Origin of the sequence: Mycetocola sp. 2940 (assembly GCF_040548835.1) — a bacterium.
Taxonomy (GTDB): Bacteria; Actinomycetota; Actinomycetes; order Actinomycetales; family Microbacteriaceae; genus Mycetocola_A.
Window position 1 is genome coordinate 66,685 of sequence record NZ_JBEPSK010000008.1, and the last position, 18,816, is coordinate 85,500.

At 65.8% G+C, this 18,816-nt stretch carries 17 protein-coding genes; 9 read left to right on the plus strand and 8 right to left on the minus strand.

Annotated features, from left to right (window positions below; translation table 11 throughout):
• Nucleotides 1-116: 116 nt before the first annotated feature.
• A complete protein-coding gene (locus ABIE24_RS12320; protein WP_502916278.1) occupies nt 117-2,681 on the plus strand; it encodes an excinuclease ABC subunit UvrA in 2,565 nt (854 codons plus the stop codon).
• Nucleotides 2,682-2,794: 113 nt separating this feature from the next.
• On the opposite strand, the gene ABIE24_RS12325 is transcribed toward ABIE24_RS12320, so the two are convergent.
• A complete protein-coding gene (locus ABIE24_RS12325) occupies nt 2,795-4,237 on the minus strand; it encodes an amidohydrolase family protein (protein WP_354500074.1) in 1,443 nt (480 codons plus the stop codon).
• Between the two features lie 215 nt (nt 4,238-4,452).
• Between ABIE24_RS12325 and ABIE24_RS12330 the strand changes: the two genes are divergently transcribed.
• From ABIE24_RS12330 to ABIE24_RS12340, 3 genes are all read left to right on the plus strand, one after another.
• Complete coding sequence (locus ABIE24_RS12330) at nt 4,453-5,160, plus strand: SDR family NAD(P)-dependent oxidoreductase (protein WP_354500076.1); 708 nt, start codon at nt 4,453-4,455, stop codon at nt 5,158-5,160.
• A gap of 135 nt (nt 5,161-5,295) precedes the next feature.
• Nucleotides 5,296-6,534 (plus strand): acyl-CoA dehydrogenase family protein, encoded by a 1,239-nt coding sequence (locus ABIE24_RS12335; protein ID WP_354500078.1) that lies wholly within the window; start codon nt 5,296-5,298, stop codon nt 6,532-6,534.
• A gap of 122 nt (nt 6,535-6,656) precedes the next feature.
• Nucleotides 6,657-7,529 (plus strand): alpha/beta fold hydrolase, encoded by an 873-nt coding sequence (locus tag ABIE24_RS12340; protein ID WP_354500080.1) that lies wholly within the window; start codon nt 6,657-6,659, stop codon nt 7,527-7,529.
• Between the two features lie 57 nt (nt 7,530-7,586).
• Here ABIE24_RS12340 and ABIE24_RS12345 read toward each other — a convergent pair whose 3' ends face one another.
• Nucleotides 7,587-8,816 carry an acyl-CoA dehydrogenase family protein gene (locus tag ABIE24_RS12345; RefSeq protein WP_354500082.1) on the minus strand — a complete coding sequence of 410 codons (1,230 nt, stop codon included), beginning with the start codon at nt 8,814-8,816 and terminating at the stop codon, nt 7,587-7,589.
• Nucleotides 8,817-8,954: 138 nt separating this feature from the next.
• Between ABIE24_RS12345 and ABIE24_RS12350 the strand changes: the two genes are divergently transcribed.
• Nucleotides 8,955-9,431 (plus strand): MarR family winged helix-turn-helix transcriptional regulator, encoded by a 477-nt coding sequence (locus tag ABIE24_RS12350; protein ID WP_354500084.1) that lies wholly within the window; start codon nt 8,955-8,957, stop codon nt 9,429-9,431.
• 8 nt (nt 9,432-9,439) lie between these two features.
• Here the strand turns inward: ABIE24_RS12350 and ABIE24_RS12355 are convergent, their stop codons facing one another.
• The 6 genes from ABIE24_RS12355 to ABIE24_RS12380 all read right to left on the minus strand — a co-directional run bounded on the left by ABIE24_RS12355 (nt 9,440) and on the right by ABIE24_RS12380 (nt 15,006).
• The gene (locus ABIE24_RS12355) at nt 9,440-10,537 is read right to left on the minus strand and encodes a zinc-binding dehydrogenase (RefSeq protein ID WP_354500086.1); all 1,098 of its coding nucleotides are present in this window, start codon (nt 10,535-10,537) and stop codon (nt 9,440-9,442) included.
• Between the two features lie 8 nt (nt 10,538-10,545).
• Nucleotides 10,546-11,370, minus strand: coding sequence for an ABC transporter ATP-binding protein (locus tag ABIE24_RS12360; protein WP_354500088.1), 825 nt, complete (start codon nt 11,368-11,370; stop codon nt 10,546-10,548).
• 14 nt (nt 11,371-11,384) lie between these two features.
• Nucleotides 11,385-12,233, minus strand: coding sequence for an ABC transporter permease (locus tag ABIE24_RS12365; protein WP_354500090.1), 849 nt, complete (start codon nt 12,231-12,233; stop codon nt 11,385-11,387).
• Complete coding sequence (locus tag ABIE24_RS12370) at nt 12,233-13,084, minus strand: ABC transporter permease (protein WP_354500092.1); 852 nt, start codon at nt 13,082-13,084, stop codon at nt 12,233-12,235. Before ABIE24_RS12370 ends, ABIE24_RS12365 begins: the two co-directional genes overlap by 1 nt.
• 88 nt (nt 13,085-13,172) lie before the next feature.
• Nucleotides 13,173-14,192: an ABC transporter substrate-binding protein gene (locus ABIE24_RS12375; protein WP_354500094.1), complete on the minus strand. Its 1,020-nt coding sequence runs from the start codon at nt 14,190-14,192 to the stop codon at nt 13,173-13,175.
• Nucleotides 14,193-14,286: 94 nt separating this feature from the next.
• A complete protein-coding gene (locus ABIE24_RS12380; protein ID WP_354500096.1) occupies nt 14,287-15,006 on the minus strand; it encodes a GntR family transcriptional regulator in 720 nt (239 codons plus the stop codon).
• 204 nt (nt 15,007-15,210) lie between these two features.
• On the opposite strand from ABIE24_RS12380, the gene ABIE24_RS12385 reads away from it, so the two are divergent.
• The 4 genes from ABIE24_RS12385 to ABIE24_RS12400 all read left to right on the plus strand — a co-directional run bounded on the left by ABIE24_RS12385 (nt 15,211) and on the right by ABIE24_RS12400 (nt 18,806).
• Entirely contained in the window at nt 15,211-16,047 is an 837-nt protein-coding gene (locus tag ABIE24_RS12385; RefSeq protein ID WP_354500097.1) for an SDR family NAD(P)-dependent oxidoreductase, read from the plus strand.
• A 101-nt stretch (nt 16,048-16,148) separates the two neighbouring features.
• The gene (locus tag ABIE24_RS12390) at nt 16,149-17,078 is read left to right on the plus strand and encodes an NAD(P)H-binding protein (protein WP_354500099.1); all 930 of its coding nucleotides are present in this window, start codon (nt 16,149-16,151) and stop codon (nt 17,076-17,078) included.
• A complete protein-coding gene (locus tag ABIE24_RS12395; RefSeq protein WP_354500101.1) occupies nt 17,078-17,893 on the plus strand; it encodes an N-acyl homoserine lactonase family protein in 816 nt (271 codons plus the stop codon). The genes ABIE24_RS12390 and ABIE24_RS12395 overlap by 1 nt, the downstream gene beginning before the upstream one ends.
• Nucleotide 17,894: 1 nt before the next feature.
• Nucleotides 17,895-18,806 carry an NAD(P)-dependent oxidoreductase gene (locus ABIE24_RS12400; protein ID WP_354500103.1) on the plus strand — a complete coding sequence of 304 codons (912 nt, stop codon included), beginning with the start codon at nt 17,895-17,897 and terminating at the stop codon, nt 18,804-18,806.
• The last annotated feature ends 10 nt before the right edge of the window (nt 18,807-18,816 follow it).

An 18,816-nucleotide genomic window follows, 5' to 3' on the forward strand; every position in this document is an offset into this window, starting at 1 on the left:
TAACGGAAAGGTAACGGCGTCTAGTTATCCAAACGTTATTTTCGGAATTGTTTTTCAGAGCGAGCACCGCGAAGGCAACGCCCCTCCGGTGTTCAGGTCCCGCACCTAGGGTGGGGATGGTGTCGACTTCACTGCAGGACCCCGCCCCCGTACACTTCGAAGCCCCTGGAGACGGATTCGTCCGGGTGAGGGGAGCCCGTGAAAACAACCTCAAGAACGTCGACGTCGACGTTCCGCGTGGCAGCATCGTCGCTTTTACCGGGGTGTCCGGGTCGGGCAAGTCGTCGCTGGCATTCGGCACCATCTTCGCCGAAGCGCAGCGCCGCTTCCTCGAATCCGTCGCGCCGTACGCCCGCCGGCTCATCGCCCAGGGCCACACGCCGCACGTCGACGCGATCACCGGGCTGCCTCCCGCTGTCGCGCTGCAGCAGCGTCGCGGCGCACCGAGCTCCCGGTCGACGGTGGGAACACTGACCACGCTGTCGAACTCGATGCGGATGCTGTTCTCGCGCGCCGGCACCTACCCGGCCGGCGCCACCCGACTGGAGTCCGATTCGTTCTCGTCGAACACGGCCATCGGCGCGTGCCCGGGCTGTTCCGGCCTCGGCATCGCCCACACGGTGACCGAGTCGTCGGCCGTGCACGACGCGTCGCTGAGCATCCGCGATGGAGCGATCACCGCGTGGCCCGGCGCATGGCAGGGAAAGAACCTGCGCGATATCGTCGCGGAACTCGGCCACGACATCGATCTTCCGTGGCGCGACCTTCCTCGCGCCACCCGGTCCTGGCTCGTTTCCACCGACGAACAGCCGGTCGTTGAGGTGACGCCGCAGCGCGACCGGGTCGCGAAACCGTACAAGGGGAGGTTCTGGAGCGCAAAGAGCTACATCCTCCATACCCTCGCCGACTCGAAGAGCGAGACGGCTCGAACGCGCGCGCTGCGGTTCGTCGACACCGGCCCGTGCGAGCTGTGCGGCGGCAGCGGCCACACCCGGGCGGCGCTCGCCGTCACCTTCGCCGGCCACACGATCGCCGCTCTCAATGGGATGCCGCTCAGCGACCTCGCCGACATCCTCCGGCCGACTGCCCGGCTGGCCACCGCGACCGCCGCCGTGTCGTCTGCGGCATCCGGCGAGGTCACCGAAGTCGCCGTCACGCTCGCGGCTGATCTCCTCGCCCGCATCGAGGTGCTTCGCGGCCTGGGGCTCGGCTACCTCAGCCTCGCCCGCAAGACCCCGACGCTGTCTCCGGGCGAGATGCAGCGGCTGCGCATCGCCACCCAGTTGCGCTCCGGGCTGTTCGGCGTGGTCTACGTGCTCGACGAGCCGTCCGCGGGCCTGCACCCCGCCGATGCGGAGCCGCTCCTCGTCGTGCTCGAACAGCTCAAGGCGTCGGGCAACACGGTCTTCGTCGTCGAACACAACATGGACGTCGTCCGCCATGCGGACTGGCTCGTCGACGTCGGGCCGGGCGCCGGTTCGAGTGGTGGACGGGTGCTCTACAGCGGGCCGGTGGCGGGACTCGCCGAGGTCGAAGCCTCCGTCACCCGGCCGTTTCTTGCCCGCGACGGGCGCCGCGCCGCGCGCCCGGTTCCCCGGCCGGTCGGGGACCTGCTCGAGCTCACCGGCGTGAGCCTCCACAACCTCCGCGACCTCGACGTGGCCGTCCCCCTCGGCGTGCTGACCGTCGTGACCGGGGTGTCAGGGTCCGGCAAGTCGACGCTGGTCAGCCGGGTCCTGGCCGACACCGTGCGGGCGGGGTTGCACGACCGCGGTTCCGCTGCGGGGAGCGTGCCGGCGGCGACCGGCGAGAGTGAGGCAACCGGTGCCGACGATGCTTCCGGGCTCCCGGCCGCCACCGTCGCGGGGATGACCGGGCTTGCTTCGGTCGACCGCCTGGTGCGGGTCGACCAGCGGCCGATCGGCCGCACGCCCCGCTCGAACCTCGCCACCTACACCGGACTGTTCGACGCCGTTCGCGCCACGTTCGCGGCGACTCCGGATGCTGCCGGTCGCGGCTACGACGCCGGCCGGTTCTCGTTCAACGTGGCCGGCGGTCGCTGCGACACGTGCCTCGGCGAAGGATTCGTCACCGTCGAACTCCTGTTTCTGCCGGGCAGCTATGCGCCGTGCCCGGCCTGCGACGGGGCGCGCTACAACGCGGAGACGCTCGAGATCCGGTACCGCGACCGGAACATCGCCGAGGTGCTCCGGATGACCGTCGACGACGCCGCGGCGTTCCTCGCCGACGTTCCCGCGGCCGCACGCAGCCTCACGACACTGCGCGACGTGGGACTCGGTTACCTGCGGCTCGGCCAGCCCGCCACCGAGCTGTCCGGCGGAGAGGCGCAGCGGATCAAGCTGGCCACGGAACTGCAGCGCGCGCGCCGGGGGCACACCCTCTACCTGCTCGACGAACCGACCACCGGGCTGCACCCGGCCGACGTGCGACTGCTGATGGCCCAGCTCAACCGGCTCGTCGATTCAGGCAACACCGTTGTGCTCGTTGAGCACGATATGGGCGTGGCGGCCGCAGCCGACTGGGTCATCGACATGGGCCCATCGGGTGGGAACGCCGGTGGGCGCATCCTGGCGGCCGGTGTCCCCGCGACGGTGGCGGAGCATCCGGAAAGCCGGACGGCACCGTACCTCGCGGCCCGCCTCGTGGACTTCGCGACCTGAGCCCATGGCGGCCCATCCGACCCGGTGAACGCGCCAAGGGCCGGCCGTCTCTCGACGACCGGCCCTTGGCGTCCGCGTACCCGACGGACTGGTGGCTCCTGCTTTCAGACCGCTCAGTGTGCGTGAGGCGTGGTGTCCTTGAGGTACTGGTACGGGTTCGTGAGAATCTCGACCTCAGGAATCTCCGGGTTCATTCCGGAGTGCCAGGTTTCTTCGCCCATTTCTGAGCGAAGGTACTCGACGGTGTTCTCCAGCTTGGTGCGCACCGAGGGCAGGTCGCCCGCGACGAGCTTGCCGTTGAACTTGACGGCTTCTCCTCCGACGAGCACGGTGTGAACATCGCCCCGGCCGCTCTGGTAGACGACATGTCCGTAGGGATTGATGATCGGGGTCATGGTGGGGGAGTCGTCATTCTTGATGAGGACGATGTCCGCCAACTTGCCGGCCTCGAGGCTGCCGACCTCGTCCCATTTTCCGAGAGCCTTGGCGCCTCCGCGGGTTGCCCAGTCGACGACATCCTCGACGCGGAGCGACGCATGAGTAACCGTGTCGCCCTTCTGGTGCGCGAGCATGTGTTCGAACGAACGGTCTGCTCCGATCGTCGAGCGCATCGAGGCGAACATGTCAGCACTGAACCACACGCTGGTGTCGACCGAGAGGGACGCCTGGATGCCGTGCTTGCGCAGGGCGTGAGCGGGCGGATAGCCCTGCCCGCAGGTCTGTTCGCTCTCGGTCGAGAGTGAAACGGTTCCGCCCGTTGCGGCGATCATCTGGTACGACTCGTCGCTCAGGGTGGCAGCGTGCACGTACACATTGCCGGGGTCCATCACCCCGTTCTCGTACATCAGGCGGATGCCCGTATCGTTCGTCGCGCCCCAGACTCCTGCGTGGGTGGTGACCTTCACGCCGAGTTCGCGGGCGGCCTGGAACGCGGCGAGCTCAGGGAACCCCTCCTCGCCGGGCACGTCGAAGGCGAGTTGAGCGCCGAAGAGTCGTGAGTCGTCGCGCGCGCGTTCGATCACGCGCCGCACGGCGGCATCCTGCGTCCACTCCCACGGCGCACCGGCGAGGTTTCCGTAGGCGAACACGAACCGGCCGGGGGAGCTGGCCAGGGCCTCGAGTGCTGCTTCGGCGTGGTCCACCGTGCGGAGCCCGTGTGACCAGTCGACGCTTGTCGTCACACCGGACTCGACGGCATCGAGTGCTGATACGAGGTTGCCCGCCTCGATGTCTTCGGGCCGGAACTTCATTCCGTGCTCGAGGTAGTACCAGACGAAGTACTGCGTGAGCGTCCAGTCCGAACCGTAAGCGCGCATCGCGGTCTGCCACATGTGGCGATGCGTGTCGATCATGCCCGGGAGAAGGATTCCGCCCTTCGCGTCGATCTCGAACGCGCCCTCCGGTGCCGGCAGGTCGCGCCCGACCTGGGCGATCTTGCCGTCGATGACAAGAACGTCGCCATCAGGGATGACGGTGTGGGAGTCGTTCATGGTGAGAACGATTCCGTTGCGAAAAACGATGGGCTGGCCTGGCCTGGGCTTCTGGATGTCGGGCATGTGACGCTTATCCTCCTTGACTTGCGATGGGTCTCACTCGGGTACACCTGCATCTGCGCGCCGCCACCGGTGCTTGACTTTTGATGGGACGGCAGACTTGACTCAGGTTAAGCAATGCTGCACACGTTGTCCAGTGTTACTTTGTTTCCATCCCTCGGTCACCGGTTGGTCCGGACAGCGGCGCGAGGCACATTCTCACCGGAAGGTACGCAACATTGAGCGAGCGGACGATCATTGTCATCGGCGGCACATCAGGCATCGGGTTGGAAATTGCGAGGGACTGCATCGCGCGCGGTGACCGTGTCGTCATCACGGGGCGGGACCAGGCACGCAGCGAGGAGATCGCCGCATCGCTGGGCCCGACGGCGAGTGCGGTCGCCCTCGACATCTCGGAGCCGGAGACCATCGCAGAGCAGTTGAAGCCGGTCGGCCAGATTCACGGCCTCGTGCTCGCGGCGATCGAGCGCGACCAGAACACGATCCGGGACTACAACATCCAGCGTGCCGTTCGGCTGGTGACCCTGAAGCTCGTCGGCTACGCCGAGACGGTCCACACGCTGCTCGACCGGCTCGATCCCTCGGTCGACACGGGCATCGTGCTGTTCGGCGGGCGCGCAAAGGACCTGCCATACCCCGGATCAACGACCGTGTCGTCGATCAACGGTGGCGTGACAGGTCTCGTCAACACGCTCGCTCTCGAGCTGGCGCCGATTCGCGTCAATGCGCTCCACCCCGGGATCATCGGAGACAGTCCGTTCTGGGCAGGGAAGCCGGACGGTGTTCTTGAGCAGTACGAGAAGCGCACTCCCGGCGGGCAACTCGCCACGATGGAGGATGTTGTGGGAGCCACCCAGTTCCTGCTGCGAAACCGGGGCGTGTCGGCCGTGAACCTGTACGTCGACCGAGGCTGGGCCATCACCTGATCGGGCGATCGCCTCGCCGGGGGATTTCGGAATCCGGGAACACTCGCGAATTGTTAGATTGTATGATGGACTTACGAACTTAGGGATGAGAGTCGCTCGAGTCCTCGGAGCCTTTTCAACGACGAAGGGAACACCATGACAGACACCCGCACGGTAAGCGCGCTGCGGACACGCGAGGACGAGATCGCTCTCGAAGACCGCCTCGTTCAGGCGGCGCGGGACATGCGCGATGAGATCGTGGCGAGCTCTGAGGAGGCAGGAGAGCTCACCCACATCCCGCGGGCGATCCACGAGAAGTTCGAGCAGGCCGGGTTCTACAAAATGTACATCCCGCGCGCTCACGGCGGTCTCGAGGTGCCTCCGGTGACCTTCTTCAAGGTCGTGCAGGAGATCGCGCGGGCTGACATGGGAGTCGCCTGGTGCTTCTGCCTCTCGGCCAACCATGCACTCATGTTCGCCAACTGGTTCCCCGCCGAGATCCACGAAGAGGTCTACGACGGTGGCAACTTCAAGGCAGCGTCGATGTACGCCCCGACCGTCAAGGCAACTCCGGTCGAGGGGGGCTGGGAGATGAACGGCGTCGTCAATTACTGCTCAGGGATCCCCTACTCGAGCTATTTCATCGGGCAGGCGATCCTGCCGGGCAAGGCCGAGAACGGTGGCCCGCGGTTCGGCCTGTATGTCGCTCCCAAGAGCACCTTCGAGATCATCGATGACTGGGGCAACATGATCGGCCTCAGCGCCTCCGGATCGAACAGCATCCGTTTCGACGGCACCCTGCTCGAGTCCCGCTTCATGGTGGAGGACGCAAACCTTATAGATTATGCCTTTGTCGGCGACAGCCCGGGATCGGCGGCGTACGGCAATTCCATGTACTCGGGCCGCCACATGAGCTCCTTCGGCCTCGCGCTGGCCGTACTGTGTCTCGGCGGCGCCTACGGCGCCCTCGACGAGTACGCCGAGCTGATGACGACTCGCAAGACGACTGTCCCGCCTTTCAGCCCGCGCAGCGAGGACCCCGATTTCCTGCGCTACTTCGGTGGCGCGATCGTCAAACTTGCAACCGGTGAGGCTGCCACTTTCAAGGCGCTGGAAATGTGGCAGGATGCCGCGCGCGACAACGTAGCGGGCGTCGAGCCGTTCACGCCCGCCAAGGACAACATCCTGGGCGCCATCGGACGCGAAGTGCTGCTGCAGGCGTGGGAGGTCGTCGAGAAGGACCTCTACCGCACCATCGGCGCGTCCGCCTCGAAGAAGGGCGAGCGTTTCGAGCGTGTGTTCCGCGACATGGCCCAGGCCGCCGGTCACCGCAACCCGCAGCTGCGGGACTTCGCGTTCCAGCTCATCGGGCGCGAGAGCCTCGGCCTCGCATGAGCGCGGCCGCAACGCTACCCGAGGAATTCGCGCACTATCCCATGCGCGCCGTTCGCCGCGGTCACTTCTGGATCGCTGGGGAACGGGTCGAGAGTGCACGGGGCACGGTCCAGCGAGCGCCCATGTTCGTTGAATGGGAGGCGCCAGAAGAGATCACCCGACCGTATCCGCTCATCCTTGTGCATGGCGGCGGTGGTCAACTCACCGACTGGCGCGGTACGCCGGACGGGCGGCCGGGATGGGCGGACCTCTTCGTCGATGCGGGCTACCTCGTCTACCTGGTGGACCGGCCGGCACACGGGCGCTCCTGGGCGCATCCGGATGTCGTCGGCGCGCCGGGGGATCAGTTCAGCTACGAGATGGCCATCGGGCTTTTCGACACTCCCATCCCAGGCCACGACCAGTCCGCCTGGGGCGGTGGCATCGGGGACCCGGGGCTCGACCAGCTGATCGCCGGGATGGGATTCCTCCCGCAGGATCTCGCCGAGTCGCAGCGCCTGGACCAGGACCGCATCGCGAGGCTTCTTGACCGTACCGGGCCCGCCGTTCTCGTGACGCACTCCGCCGGCGGACCGGCCGGCTGGCTGGCGGCGGACGCGCGACCTGACCTCGTCAAGGCGCATGTCGCCATCGAACCGATGGGCCCACCGTTCTTCGAATTCGGCCCGGGGGTTCGCCTCGACTGGGGCCTCGCCGCCGCTCCGCTCCAGTACTCGCCCACCGTCGAGCACCCCAGCGCGCTCGAGGAGGACCCGAGCGCGTATTCCCTGCCGTCCCTCCAGGGATTGCCCGTCGTCGTCGTGGTGGGTGAGACGTCTCCCTTCACCGAGTGGGAGGAGCAGGTCGTGAACTACGTCAACGCTGCCGGCGGGTCAGCCGAATTGCTCAACCTCGGCGACGAAGGGCCACGCGGTAACGGTCACGCGATGATGCTCGAGCGAAACTCGGACGAGGCCATCGTTCCTATCCTGGACTGGATTGCCCGCGTTTCGTAGGCGAATGAATCGGTCAGGAGGCCAGCCCGTCGCGACGCGACCGGCTGGCCTCCTCTTTTACATCGTGAGAGGTTGCCCGAGCAGGACGCGGCCGAGGGAGGCGAGCAGCACGTCGTGCTGTGCGCCGATGTGCGTGCGGTACATCGCGGCGTCCAGGTAATACTTGCCCAGCTTCGTGCCCGCGAGACCGGCCGACGTCGTACCGGCAGTGGAGAATGCGACCTCGATGGCCTCCTGCGCGAGCCGGGCGGCCTGCACGATCTGCCCGCGGACTCGAACATCGTCAGCCGTCGTGAACTCCGCACCCCCGTCGACCCAGGCCTGATTGCGCTCCTCGAACTCGTGGATGGCTCCGAGCAGCAGCGTCTGGGACGCCTCGGCGAGCGAGACCACCTTGCCGTACCAGAGTTGGTACTCCGGCGACTCCGCACGCGGGACGCGGGGAGGGAAGCTGGAGCCGCGCTCCATGAGCCGCTCGTATTCGTCCATGGAGGCGAGAGCTGCTCCGACCATGGTCTGTGTGAGGCCGGCGATGAAGATCGAAGAGGTGCGACCGAGGTAGAGCGGATTCTCATGGAGCTGGTAGCCGGGCGTGCCGTCGGTGCCCCACTCGATGTCCTTGAAGTTAAAGGGAACGACGTTGTATGCGGGCACGAACGCATTCTCGATCTCGATCGAATTCGAGCTGGAGGCGTGCAGTCCGATGGTGCGGCCCTCGCCCCAGTCGTCGATGATCGTGAAGTCCTTGCGAGGAAGGATGAACATGTAGGGCTTCTTGCTGCCGTCCTCCTGCGTGATCAGTGCGACGGGCATGAAATGCGTACTGTAGGTGCATCCTGAGTTGTAATCCCAGCGCCCCGTCAGCCAGTAGCCGCCGTCGGCTTCGGTGACGTCTGCCTTCTGAGGGAATGCCCGGGAAGCGGAGACGAATGGCGCCGACGCGAATGCCTCGTCCTGTGCGCGCTCGGGGAAGTGCGAACTGAACTGGTATGCGTGGCTGGATCCGAGTTCCCACGACCAGCCGACCGCAGGGTCGCCGCGAGAGATCTCGATGGCGACGCGGAAGTAGGCCTCGAGGCTCAGTTCCAGTCCGCCGTACTTTTTCGGCCTCAGGATGTCGTAGAGCCCAGCGTCGGTGAACGCTTCGTGGATCTCGGGCGAGTAGGTGCCCAGCTTCGCGTGCTCCGGTTGCAGCTCCCGAAGCCGTTCACGAAGGGCGCGGGCACGGCCGACGAGTTCGTCGCTTGTGGGAGCCTCGGTCGCCGAGGTCTGCTGTGTCAGGGACATGGGTTGGTCTCCGGTTTCGCGTCGTTGCGGGTGCGGTGTCGGCCTGGCCGATGCAAGGTGTTTATACGTACTATAACAATATGGGCTTCAGGCGTCTTTCGCAAGGCGCGGGTGCGGCCGCGGCGGTAGACTTCACAGGTGCCTGGGACATCGAATCGCGCCGACCTGCTGGGGCAGCTCGGCGAACACATCATCGATTCGTTCCGGTACCTCCAGCGCGAGGTCACAGTGCCGCGCGAGGGCCTCATTCACGTCACCCGGTCTGAGGCGGACATCATGCGCATCCTCATGGAAGAGCCGGGCACGACGGTGACGGAGATCGCCCGCACCTTCGGTCAGCACAAGAGCAACACCAGCACACGGATCGCTGCTTTGGTGGAGAAGGGACTCGCGAAGAAGGTCTCCGCCGTCGATGACGGCCGCGAAGTCCGCGTCTATCCGACCCAGGCGGCGCTCGACAACCTGGCCGGCTACCGACACGTCTGGGCTCAGCAACTCGACGGCCTGTCGACACAGGATGAGGAACGGCTCACGGTTGCGGTCGCGGTGATGAGCGAACTGGCCGAAGGTCTCGCTGCCAAGTCCCGGGACCCCCTGGAATCTGCGGGGAAATAGCCGCTGGGTCAGAACGACGTGAACACGCCGGTGACGTCCTCGAGAAGCATCGACCGTGAGAGCACCTCGGAGATCTCGTCGAGTCCGTATTCCCGAGTCACGAAAGCTGAGGCGTCAAGCTCGCCCCGCTCGAGCATGCCCAGCCACCGCGGAATATCGACGTCGGGTGTGATCTGGCCGTTCTGGCAGCCAACGATCCGCTTGCCGTGCACCGTGAGCTGGAGCTGCGGCAGAACCACTTCGGTGGCGGCGTCCGCGACCCCGGTGAGGACGACCGTGCCCGCCCGGCGTGCCATGAGCACCGCCTGTCGCGTAGCCAGCCCGGGGCCGGCTGCCTCGATGACGACGTCGGCTCCACGATCGCTCGTGAGGGTACGGACTGCTGCCACGGCATCGACGCTCGACGAGTCGATCACGTCGCTCGCACCGAGGTCAGCCGCAAGGGCCCGGCGCTTCGGATGCCCGTCGATGGCGATAATTCGCTCCGCCCCCGCCAGCCGGGCTCCCTGAACGGCCCAGAGCCCGAGGTGCCCGAGCCCGAGGATGGCGACGGACTGGCCCGGCTGCACCTCACCGATGGTGAAGACGGCGCCCAAGGCGGTCGTGATCCCGCAACCGACCAGGCTCGCTGTTGAATCGGGGATCGAGTCCGGCAGCCGGTGCACCTGAATGCGGTCGACGAGCAAGCGTTCGGAATAGGCGCCGACCCGGCCCGCCGCCCGCACCTCCCTGCCGTCCGGGAGGGTGGCGACCACGGGGTCGCTGCCGTCCATCAGCACTGAACACTGGTCTGGCCGTCCGGCGGTGCAGTAGAAGCAGCTCCCGCACTGAGGTGTCCCTGACACGATCACACGATCGCCGACGGTGAGGTCGCTGACCGCTGACCCGACCGCCTCGACCCGGCCGACGGCGGTATGGCCGAGGATGACGGGAGGGGTTTTGCGCCGCATGCCCTTCCACCCCATCCAATCGGTGGAGCAGAACGGCGCGGCGCTGGTGCGAACAAGAAGCTGGTTGGCGTCCGGCGCGCGGAGCTGAACGGGCCCGACGGCGAACGGGCTGTCGAACTGGGTGAGTACGGCCGCCCGCGTCTCGAACGTCGGCATGGTCAGGATCAGCCCTCGGGTGTTCCGCCGTGCACCAGGCGGGCGACGCGGCTCCGCAGGTGCACGAAGTCCGGGTTCTCGCGGGTGGTGATCTGGTCCCGCGGCTCCGGCAGCTCGATGCGAAGGTCCTCGACGATGTGAGCCGGCGGGCGGGAGAGAACAAGCACGCGATTGGCGAGGTAGACGCTCTCGTCGATGTCATGGGTGACGAAGAGGATCGTCATGTCGTAGCGGTCGCGGATCTGCAGTACGAGGTCCTCGAGACCCTCCCGGGTCTGGGCGTCGACTGACGCGAACGGCTCGTCCATGAGCAGCAGCTTCGGCCGATAGGCAAGTGCTCGGGCGATCGCCACCCGCTGCTGCATCCCGCCGGAGAGCTGCCACGGGTAGCGCTTGCCGAAGCCGTCGAGGCCGACCGCCTCCAGGGATTCGCGAACGATCTCGTGGCGTTCCGCCGTTGAGTGCTTCGAGCCGCCGAGCGGAAACGCGACATTCTTCTCCACCGAAAGCCACGGCAGAAGGGAGCGGCTGTAGTCCTGGAAGACCATGGCCATGTCGTCAGGAACGCCCGAGATCCGCTTCCCTTCGACCCACACACCGCCGGAGCTCGGGCTGAGGAGGCCGGCCAACGTGCGCAACAGCGTTGTTTTGCCGGCTCCGGAGGGCCCCACGATGGACACGAACTCGCGGGGCTGTACCGAGAAGGCAAGGTTCCGGATGGCGTTGTGGGCGGTGGAGCCGCTGCCGTAGGTGTGGGAGACGTTGTCGACCACAACGAGGGCGCCGGGGTCCCCGGGGACGGCGTGGGTCGATTTCGGCTGTACGTCGGTCATGTCGATACCGTTTCTCAGATTCGTGCGCGAGAGAGCTTGTGCCAGGAGAGCACACGCCCCTCGACGTAGTCGAGCAGTGAGTTGATGAGAAGGCCGAGGATCGCGAGGGCGAGCATCCAGGACCACATGGTGAGCAGTTGGAAGCGCCCCTGCGCCTGGATGAGCTGGAATCCGATCCCGTTGGTCGCGAGGATGAACTCCGACACGATCGCAAGCAGAAGGGCGGCGGTGCTCGCAATGCGGATGCCGGCGAAAATTTTCGGCATCGCGGCAGGGAGCACGATCGTGAAAAGCTGCCGAGTCCTCGAGACCTTGAAGACCTGCCCGAGGTCGAGCATCGTCTTGTGGATCGACCCGACGCCGGCGGCGGTGTTGATGAGCACGAACCACGAGACCCCGTAGGCGATGAAGACGACTCGCATGTCGTCGCCGCCGCCGAGCAGGATGATGAAGAGCGGGAGCGTCGCCGTCGCGGGGATCGACCGCAGGAGTTCGACGATGGGGGTGACGGTCTCCCGTGCAGCCCGGCTGCGGCCCATGATGGTGCCCACCACGATGCCCCACGCTGTGCCGATGGCGAAGCCTGCGAGCATCCGGCCGACCGTGGTGAGGAAGTCGGTGAAGAAGAGTTCCGTGACGAGGGCGTCGCCGCCGAAGAGGAGCTTCCACAGGTTTTCGGCGATCGCGAGCGGCGGGGGGAAAAACGGTGACGGGTTGAGGGTGGTCGCGAGCTGCCAGAGCGAGACGAGCACGACGAGCGGAATGACGAAGTAGCCGAGGCTGATGAGCGCCTTCCTGCTTCGACGTGGTCGTCGTGCGATCGGGATGCCGTGGGTCTCAAGCGATCGTGTTGGCGTGGGCATCAGATACTCCCTCGGGTGGTGGCTTCCCAGCCGAAGTAGCGTCGCTCGACCCACCCGATGACCAGGTTGATGAGGAGCCCGAGAAGGCCGGCGGTGAGCGTCGCAGCCAGCACCGCAAGGTAGGACTCCGAATCGCCGTACGCGCGTTCCCGGGAGATGAAGGCGCCGATCCCGGCGGCGCCACCCGCGATGAGTTCCACCGTGATGATCACAATGAGCGCGATCGATGAGGCGATCCGGATGCCGGTCATGACGAACGGGGCAGCAGACGGCACCACGATTCGCCGGACCACGCCCGAACGGCCGACGCCGAAGCTGCGTGCCATCTCTTTCGTAGCGGGATCCACGTCGTGCACGCCGTAGAGGGTGTTGAACATGATCGGCCATACCGCGGCGAACACGACGATGACGAGCTTCATCTCGATCCCTGCGCCGAGGACGAGAAGCACCAGGGGCACGAGCGCGACCGGAGGGATGGGCCGCATGAGTTCGACGATGGCCCGCGACGCGCGGTAGGCGGGGCGGGACATGCCGAGGAGGACGCCGAGTGGGATCGCGATCGCGATCGAGATCAGCATGCCCAAGACGTAGGTGAGGAGGGTGGCGAGGACATCCGTGCGGAAGACCGGATCCCCCCACAGGAGAACGGCCTCGGTGATGACCGCGGAGAAGGGCGGGAGGAAGGCGGAACTGACGATCCCGGCCCTCGACACCACCTCGAGGATCAGGGCGAGACCGAGGACCCCGCCGATTCCGCGCCAGATGGCTGTGTTTCGACCCTTCGGGCGGGAGCGCGCCGGCCCTGTGGGCGGGGACGTCGGCCTGGGGCGGGCGGGTGTGGCGATGGCCAAGCTCGGCTCCTTGAGTGAGTGTGGCGAGTGTGTGGAAAGGAGACCGGGGTGTTCCTGCGGAGCCGCAGGAACACCCCGGTCCGCGGGGTCAGCAGCTCTCGGGTGCCGGGATCACGAACTCGGAAAAGTCGAACTCTTCCGTGAGCCGACCGCTCGAGAAGTAGATGTCGGCATTCCGCTGAATCTCCGACTCCCGGTTCTCGGTCTGGTAGTCGAGCATGACTTCCTGGGCAGCGACGGCGGGCGGCGCTCCGAGGAACGCGGTGAACTGCTCCTCGAAGAACGCCCGGTCCTCGACGAGCGCACCCTGCGCCGCGAAGATCTCGCACTGGATCGCGGCGATCGTGTTGGGGTTCTTCTCCACGAAGGACCGCGAGGCCACCCAGCCGGACTCGGCCATGCCTTCATACGGCTCGTCGCCGTAGTCGAAGACGGGGGCGCTGCCCAGGCCGCGTACCGCGGCCAGCGTGGGCCCGACCGCGCTGGAGGCGTCAACCGTGCCCTGCTCGAGTGCTGCGGCCACTTCGCCGTACGGCAGCTCCACCCAGTCGACGGCGTCGGGGTCGAGGTCTTCCGCCAGCATGGCGTCGCGGAGCTTGATGGCGTGGCTGCTCGTCAGCGAGATGACGTTGACGGTCTTGCCCTCCAGGTCTTCGAGACCCTCGATTCCCGACGCGGGCAGGGCCTCGAGGGAACTGGTCTTCGGCGTGCTCGCCCATCCTTCCGCGATGACGACGAGGTCGAGCCCCTCGTTGATCGCGTCGATGACACCGAAATAGCTTGTATTTGCTGCTGCGGCATCACCGGAGATCACCGACGTCACCGCGATGCCGCTGTTGTCGACGAAGAACGGGGAGATCGTGAGGTCCTCGATTGTTCCGTTGTCTGCTGCAACCTGCAGCGGGATGGTGCCAGGACCCTTGATGCCCGCGAGTTTGACTTCGCTGACCTCAGGGGCCGACGGATCGCCGCCCTCGAGTTCTTTAGCGGCGTCGGGCTCGGCTCCCGCCCCTGAGCCGCAGCCTGTCAGCAGTACCGTGAAGGTGAGCGCTGCTCCGGCCAGAAGGGTTCGGGTTGATCTCCGGCGGTGCTGTGTGTGGACAATCATGATGTATTCCTCTCCGTTGAGATACGAATCATGTGTTTGTCGGACAGTATTATGATCTGACGGCTGGGTCAAGTCGAATACCGGAGTTGGACATCTACTCCGGTGCGTCGGAGCCTTCCGCTTCACGAAGGTTCTTGAGTGCCGTCTGCGCCGCGTTCCGAACGTGCAGTGCACACAGGCGGGCTGCCTCAGCGGCGTCCCGCTCGCGGGCTGCTGCGACCATGAGCCGCAGCTCTGCTGCGGCTACCTCGGCGCGACCGGGCTCCCCCATGCTCGTCGCCCTGAGGATCCGAACGCGAGCCTGGATTCCTTCGATGATGTTTTTGAGGGCCGGGCTTGCCGCGCCTTCGATGAGAACCTCGTACAGCACGTCCTTCGAATCGAGGACGACCCGGATGTCTTTCGAGCGTGCGCTCGTCTCAGCGAAGTGCTCCACGGCGTCGCCCAGGCGGTCGATCTGGGCGTCGGTCGCACGCAGCACGAAGCGCTCGACGAGGATCGATTCGAGCACGGCGCGGATCTCGTAGAGATCCTCCGCCTCCGCAAGCGAAGGCGCGCTCACTACAGCGCCGCGCTGGGGCACGACGGTCACCAGGCCTTCGCTCGTGAGTTCGCGAAGTGCCTCGCGCACGGTCGTGCGCGAAACCCCCAGTTGCTCGATGAGTTCGCGCTCCACGAGCCGCTGTCCCGGCCGCAGCTGGAAGTTTAAGATTGCTGTACGGAGCGCAGTGATGACCTGTTCGCGCAGCGGTGCGGCTACGCGCTCCATCGGATCGCTCGCCCACGCGCCGGCGAGAGTGTTGGTTGTCGTCATTGTCAATCCTTACTGCTCGAATGGAACCGATCTTAGTGCCGCACCGAGGCCCTCCCCGGTGGGAGGTCGACTCACGCGCTTGTGCTGGCCGAGTCGCCCCTGCGGTCGAATGTGTGTAATACTGTCCGACAATTCTTATTCCAGTCTACCCCGAAGCGAAGGCGCGTGGGGCTGGCTCGCCGCGGTAAAACGAAGGGTGGAACAATGACGTACACGGGAATCGACGGGAAAGTAGCGGTTGTCACCGGGGGGACCGGTGGCATCGGATCGGCCGTCGTGCAGACCCTCTCCAGGGCCGGGGCGAGGCTGGTCGTCGTCGACCTTGACGAAGACCGTGCCCGGGCAGCGGCTGAGGCCCTTCCGGGGCCGGCGATCGGCATCGGCGCCGATGTCTCCACCGAATCAGGTGTCGAGAGTTACATGGACGCCGCGATCTCTGAATTCGGATCCGTCGACCTGCACCATCTGAACGCCGGCATCGCAGGCAAGCCAGGACAGCAGCTCACCGAGGCGTCGGTGGACGAGTGGGATGCCGTCATGGGCGTCAACCTCCGGGGGCCGTTCCTCGGCGTCCGGAGCGCCATGCGGCATTTCGTGGCGAGAGGAACGCCAGGTTCCATCGTCGTCACGGCGTCGATCGCCAGCCTCAGGGGAGCGGCGGACCTGCTCGCTTACACGACGTCGAAGCACGGGGTCGTCGGGCTCGTGCACGGCGCCGCGGTATACGGGGGTCCCATCGGCGTGCGCGTCAACGCGGTCGCTCCCGGCATCGTCCCCACGCCGATATTCGGCGAGGCGGGCATGCAGGACATGCGCAAGCGCGCCAGCACCTCACCTCTCCGGCGCGCCGGCGAGGCGGACGAGGTGGCTGCGGCGGTGGCGTTTCTGCTGAGCGATGACGCTTCCTACATCACGGGCGAGATCCTCTCCGTGGACGGGGGCGCCAGCATTCAGAACACGAATCGCTACGGCGGAGGCGCCGGGCTCTGGGACACCGCCGGAGTCGACGCGGACCTTCTCAACGCATTCCGCGGGGACTAAGCACCCACGGATTGTCATACAGTATTGACATCATACGATCCGCAGAACAGCATAGGAACGCGCTGTAACCAGAGCGGCAAGAGTTTCAAAGGAGAAGCTACATGATCATTGTGACCGGAGTGGGCGGCTATGTCGCCGGAAAAACCGCCGAGCGTCTGCTCGCTGACGTCGGACCGGACGAACTCATCGTCACGAGCCGCAACGAGGAACGGCTTGCCCAGTGGCGCGACCGGGGGGTCGATGCGCGCAAAGCCGACTACGAAGACGACGTGCAGGCGCTCACGGAGGCATTCCGGGGCGGAACCCGCCTGTTCATGGTCTCCGCCATGGAGGCCGGACCGAATCGCCAGCGCCAGCATCGCAACGCCGTTGCGGCGGCACAAGCAGCGGGTATCGAGCACATCGTCTACACCTCCTTCATCGGCGCCGAGAAGTCGGACGTGAATTCCTTCGAGATCGCCGACCACAAGTTCACCGAGTCGCTCATCATCGAGAGCGGCATGTCATGGACCTTCCTCCGTAACAACCAGTACGCGGATGCCATGGCGGAGAACCAGGCAGCCATCGCCCTGACCTCGGGCCGCAGCATCGGAAACACCGGCGACGGGCAAGTCGCCTTCGTTGCCCGTGACGATGTGGCCGCCGTCGCAGCGAAAGTCCTCCTCGGCGAAGGCGAGCGCAACACCGCGTATGAGGTGACCGGTCCCGATCTGCTGACCTATCGCGAGGTGGGCACCATGATCGCAGATCTGAGTGGCGCCCCGATCGAGATCATCGATCTGACCGACGAGCAGATGTACGAGATGTGGGACGCACTCGGCGTTCCTCGCCAGGCGACCGGAGACTTCTCCCATTCCCCCGTGCCGTGGTGCAGCGACGGCATGGTGACTTTCGGTCAGCTCGTGCGCTCGGGAAACATGGCGAAAGTGACGGATGTCGTCGAGCGGTTCACCGGGCAGAAGCCACGTTCGCTTCGCGACCTGATGATCGAGCGGCGGCATACCTGGCCTGTGGTCGCACCGGGACAGTGATGGCCGACGAATACGAGCTCGTCATCGTTAAGTACGGTACGCGACAGGGCCACCGCTCGGAGGTCTACCTCAATTACGAGATCTACAGGCAACCTGACGGACCGATCGGCATGGATTACTTCGTCTGGATCCTCAGGAATGCTGAGCGGACGATTCTCGTCGACACCGGCTTCTCCCCGGCCGGCGGTGCGAATCGCAATCGAACCTTCGTCAAGGACCTGCCCGCGATCTACGAGGCACTCGACATCGACCTGTCCGGTGATCACACCATCGTCGTCACGCATGCCCACTACGACCACATCGGCAATCTCTCCCTCTTCCCCAACGCGAATATCGTGATATCGCAGTCGGAGTACGACTTCTGGACCAGCGAGATGGCTGCGCGTGCGCAGTTCCGCTGGTCCACCGAGCGCGAGGAACTCGATGCGCTGAGGAAAGCACATGACGAGGGCCGCGTGCGTACATTTACGGGTGCGATGGACCTGACACCGGGAGTCGAACTGCTCGAACTCGGGGGTCACACTCCCGGCCAGTCGGTCGTGCGCGTCGCGACGTCCGACGGTGATGTGCTCGTGGCATCCGACGCGGTGCATTACTACGAGGAGTACGAGGACGACCTACCGTTCGCCTTCGTGGCCGACCTGCCGCAGATGTACGCCGGATTCGACCGGATCCGGGACCTCATGGCGTCCGGGGTTCAGCATCTCGTCTCGGGGCACGATCCGGACACACTCAATCGTTTCCGGCGGGTCGAGGACGGGCCCCTCGCGGGCATCGCGGCGACCATCGGAACGCCACATCAGAGGAGAGCATGACATGAACGACCGCATCGGGTTCATCGGACTCGGCAACATGGGCGGGCGGATGACGCGTCGGATCGTCGACGGTGGCACCGACGTCCTCGGCTTCGACATGAACAGCGCAGCTGTCACCGATGCGGGAGCCGTGCCGGCTGCATCAGGCAGGGCCGTCCTCGAGTCGACTGACATCGTTTTCCTGTCGCTTCCCGACAGTCGCGTCGTCGAGAAGGTCGTTCTCGGCGACCCCGACTTCATCCCGGCGTTGCGGCGCGGAATGATCATCGTGGACCTGAGCACGGCCGCGCCGAGTTCGACGCAGCGGATCCACGAGCGGCTCGCTGAGGTCGGTGTCGAGTATCTCGACGCCGGGATTTCAGGCGGGGCCGCGGCCGCAGAGGTCGGCACACTTACTCTCATGGTCGGTGGTTCAGCAGCCGCGCTCGAGCGCGTGCAGCCGGTGCTTGCTCACTTCGCGACGAAAGTGTTCCACATGGGCGCACCGGGCGCCGGGCACAGCACGAAGCTTCTGAACAACTTCCTCAATGCCATCAGTCTTTCGGCCACGGCCGAAGTCATGGTGGCGGCGAAGAAGGCGAACCTCGACCTCGCGACCGTGCTCGACGTGCTGAATGCGAGTTCGGGAGTCAACTTCGCCACTCTCAACCGGTTCCCCAAAATCATTCATGGCGACTACCTCAAAGGGGGCCTGACGAACGCGCTCATGATGAAAGACGTCGTGTTGTACGTCGACCACCTCCGCGAACTCGGCGTCGCGTCGCTCAACGCGCCTGCGCCGCTCGCCAGCTTCGGCCTGGCCAGGGCGCTGGGTTACTCCGACGAGATCAGCAACACCGTCGTCGACGCGATCGGCGACGTCTCAGGGAGCGTCCGGCTCCATCAGCCGGTCGCGGTTGACGACGCGCAGTGACCCGCCAGAA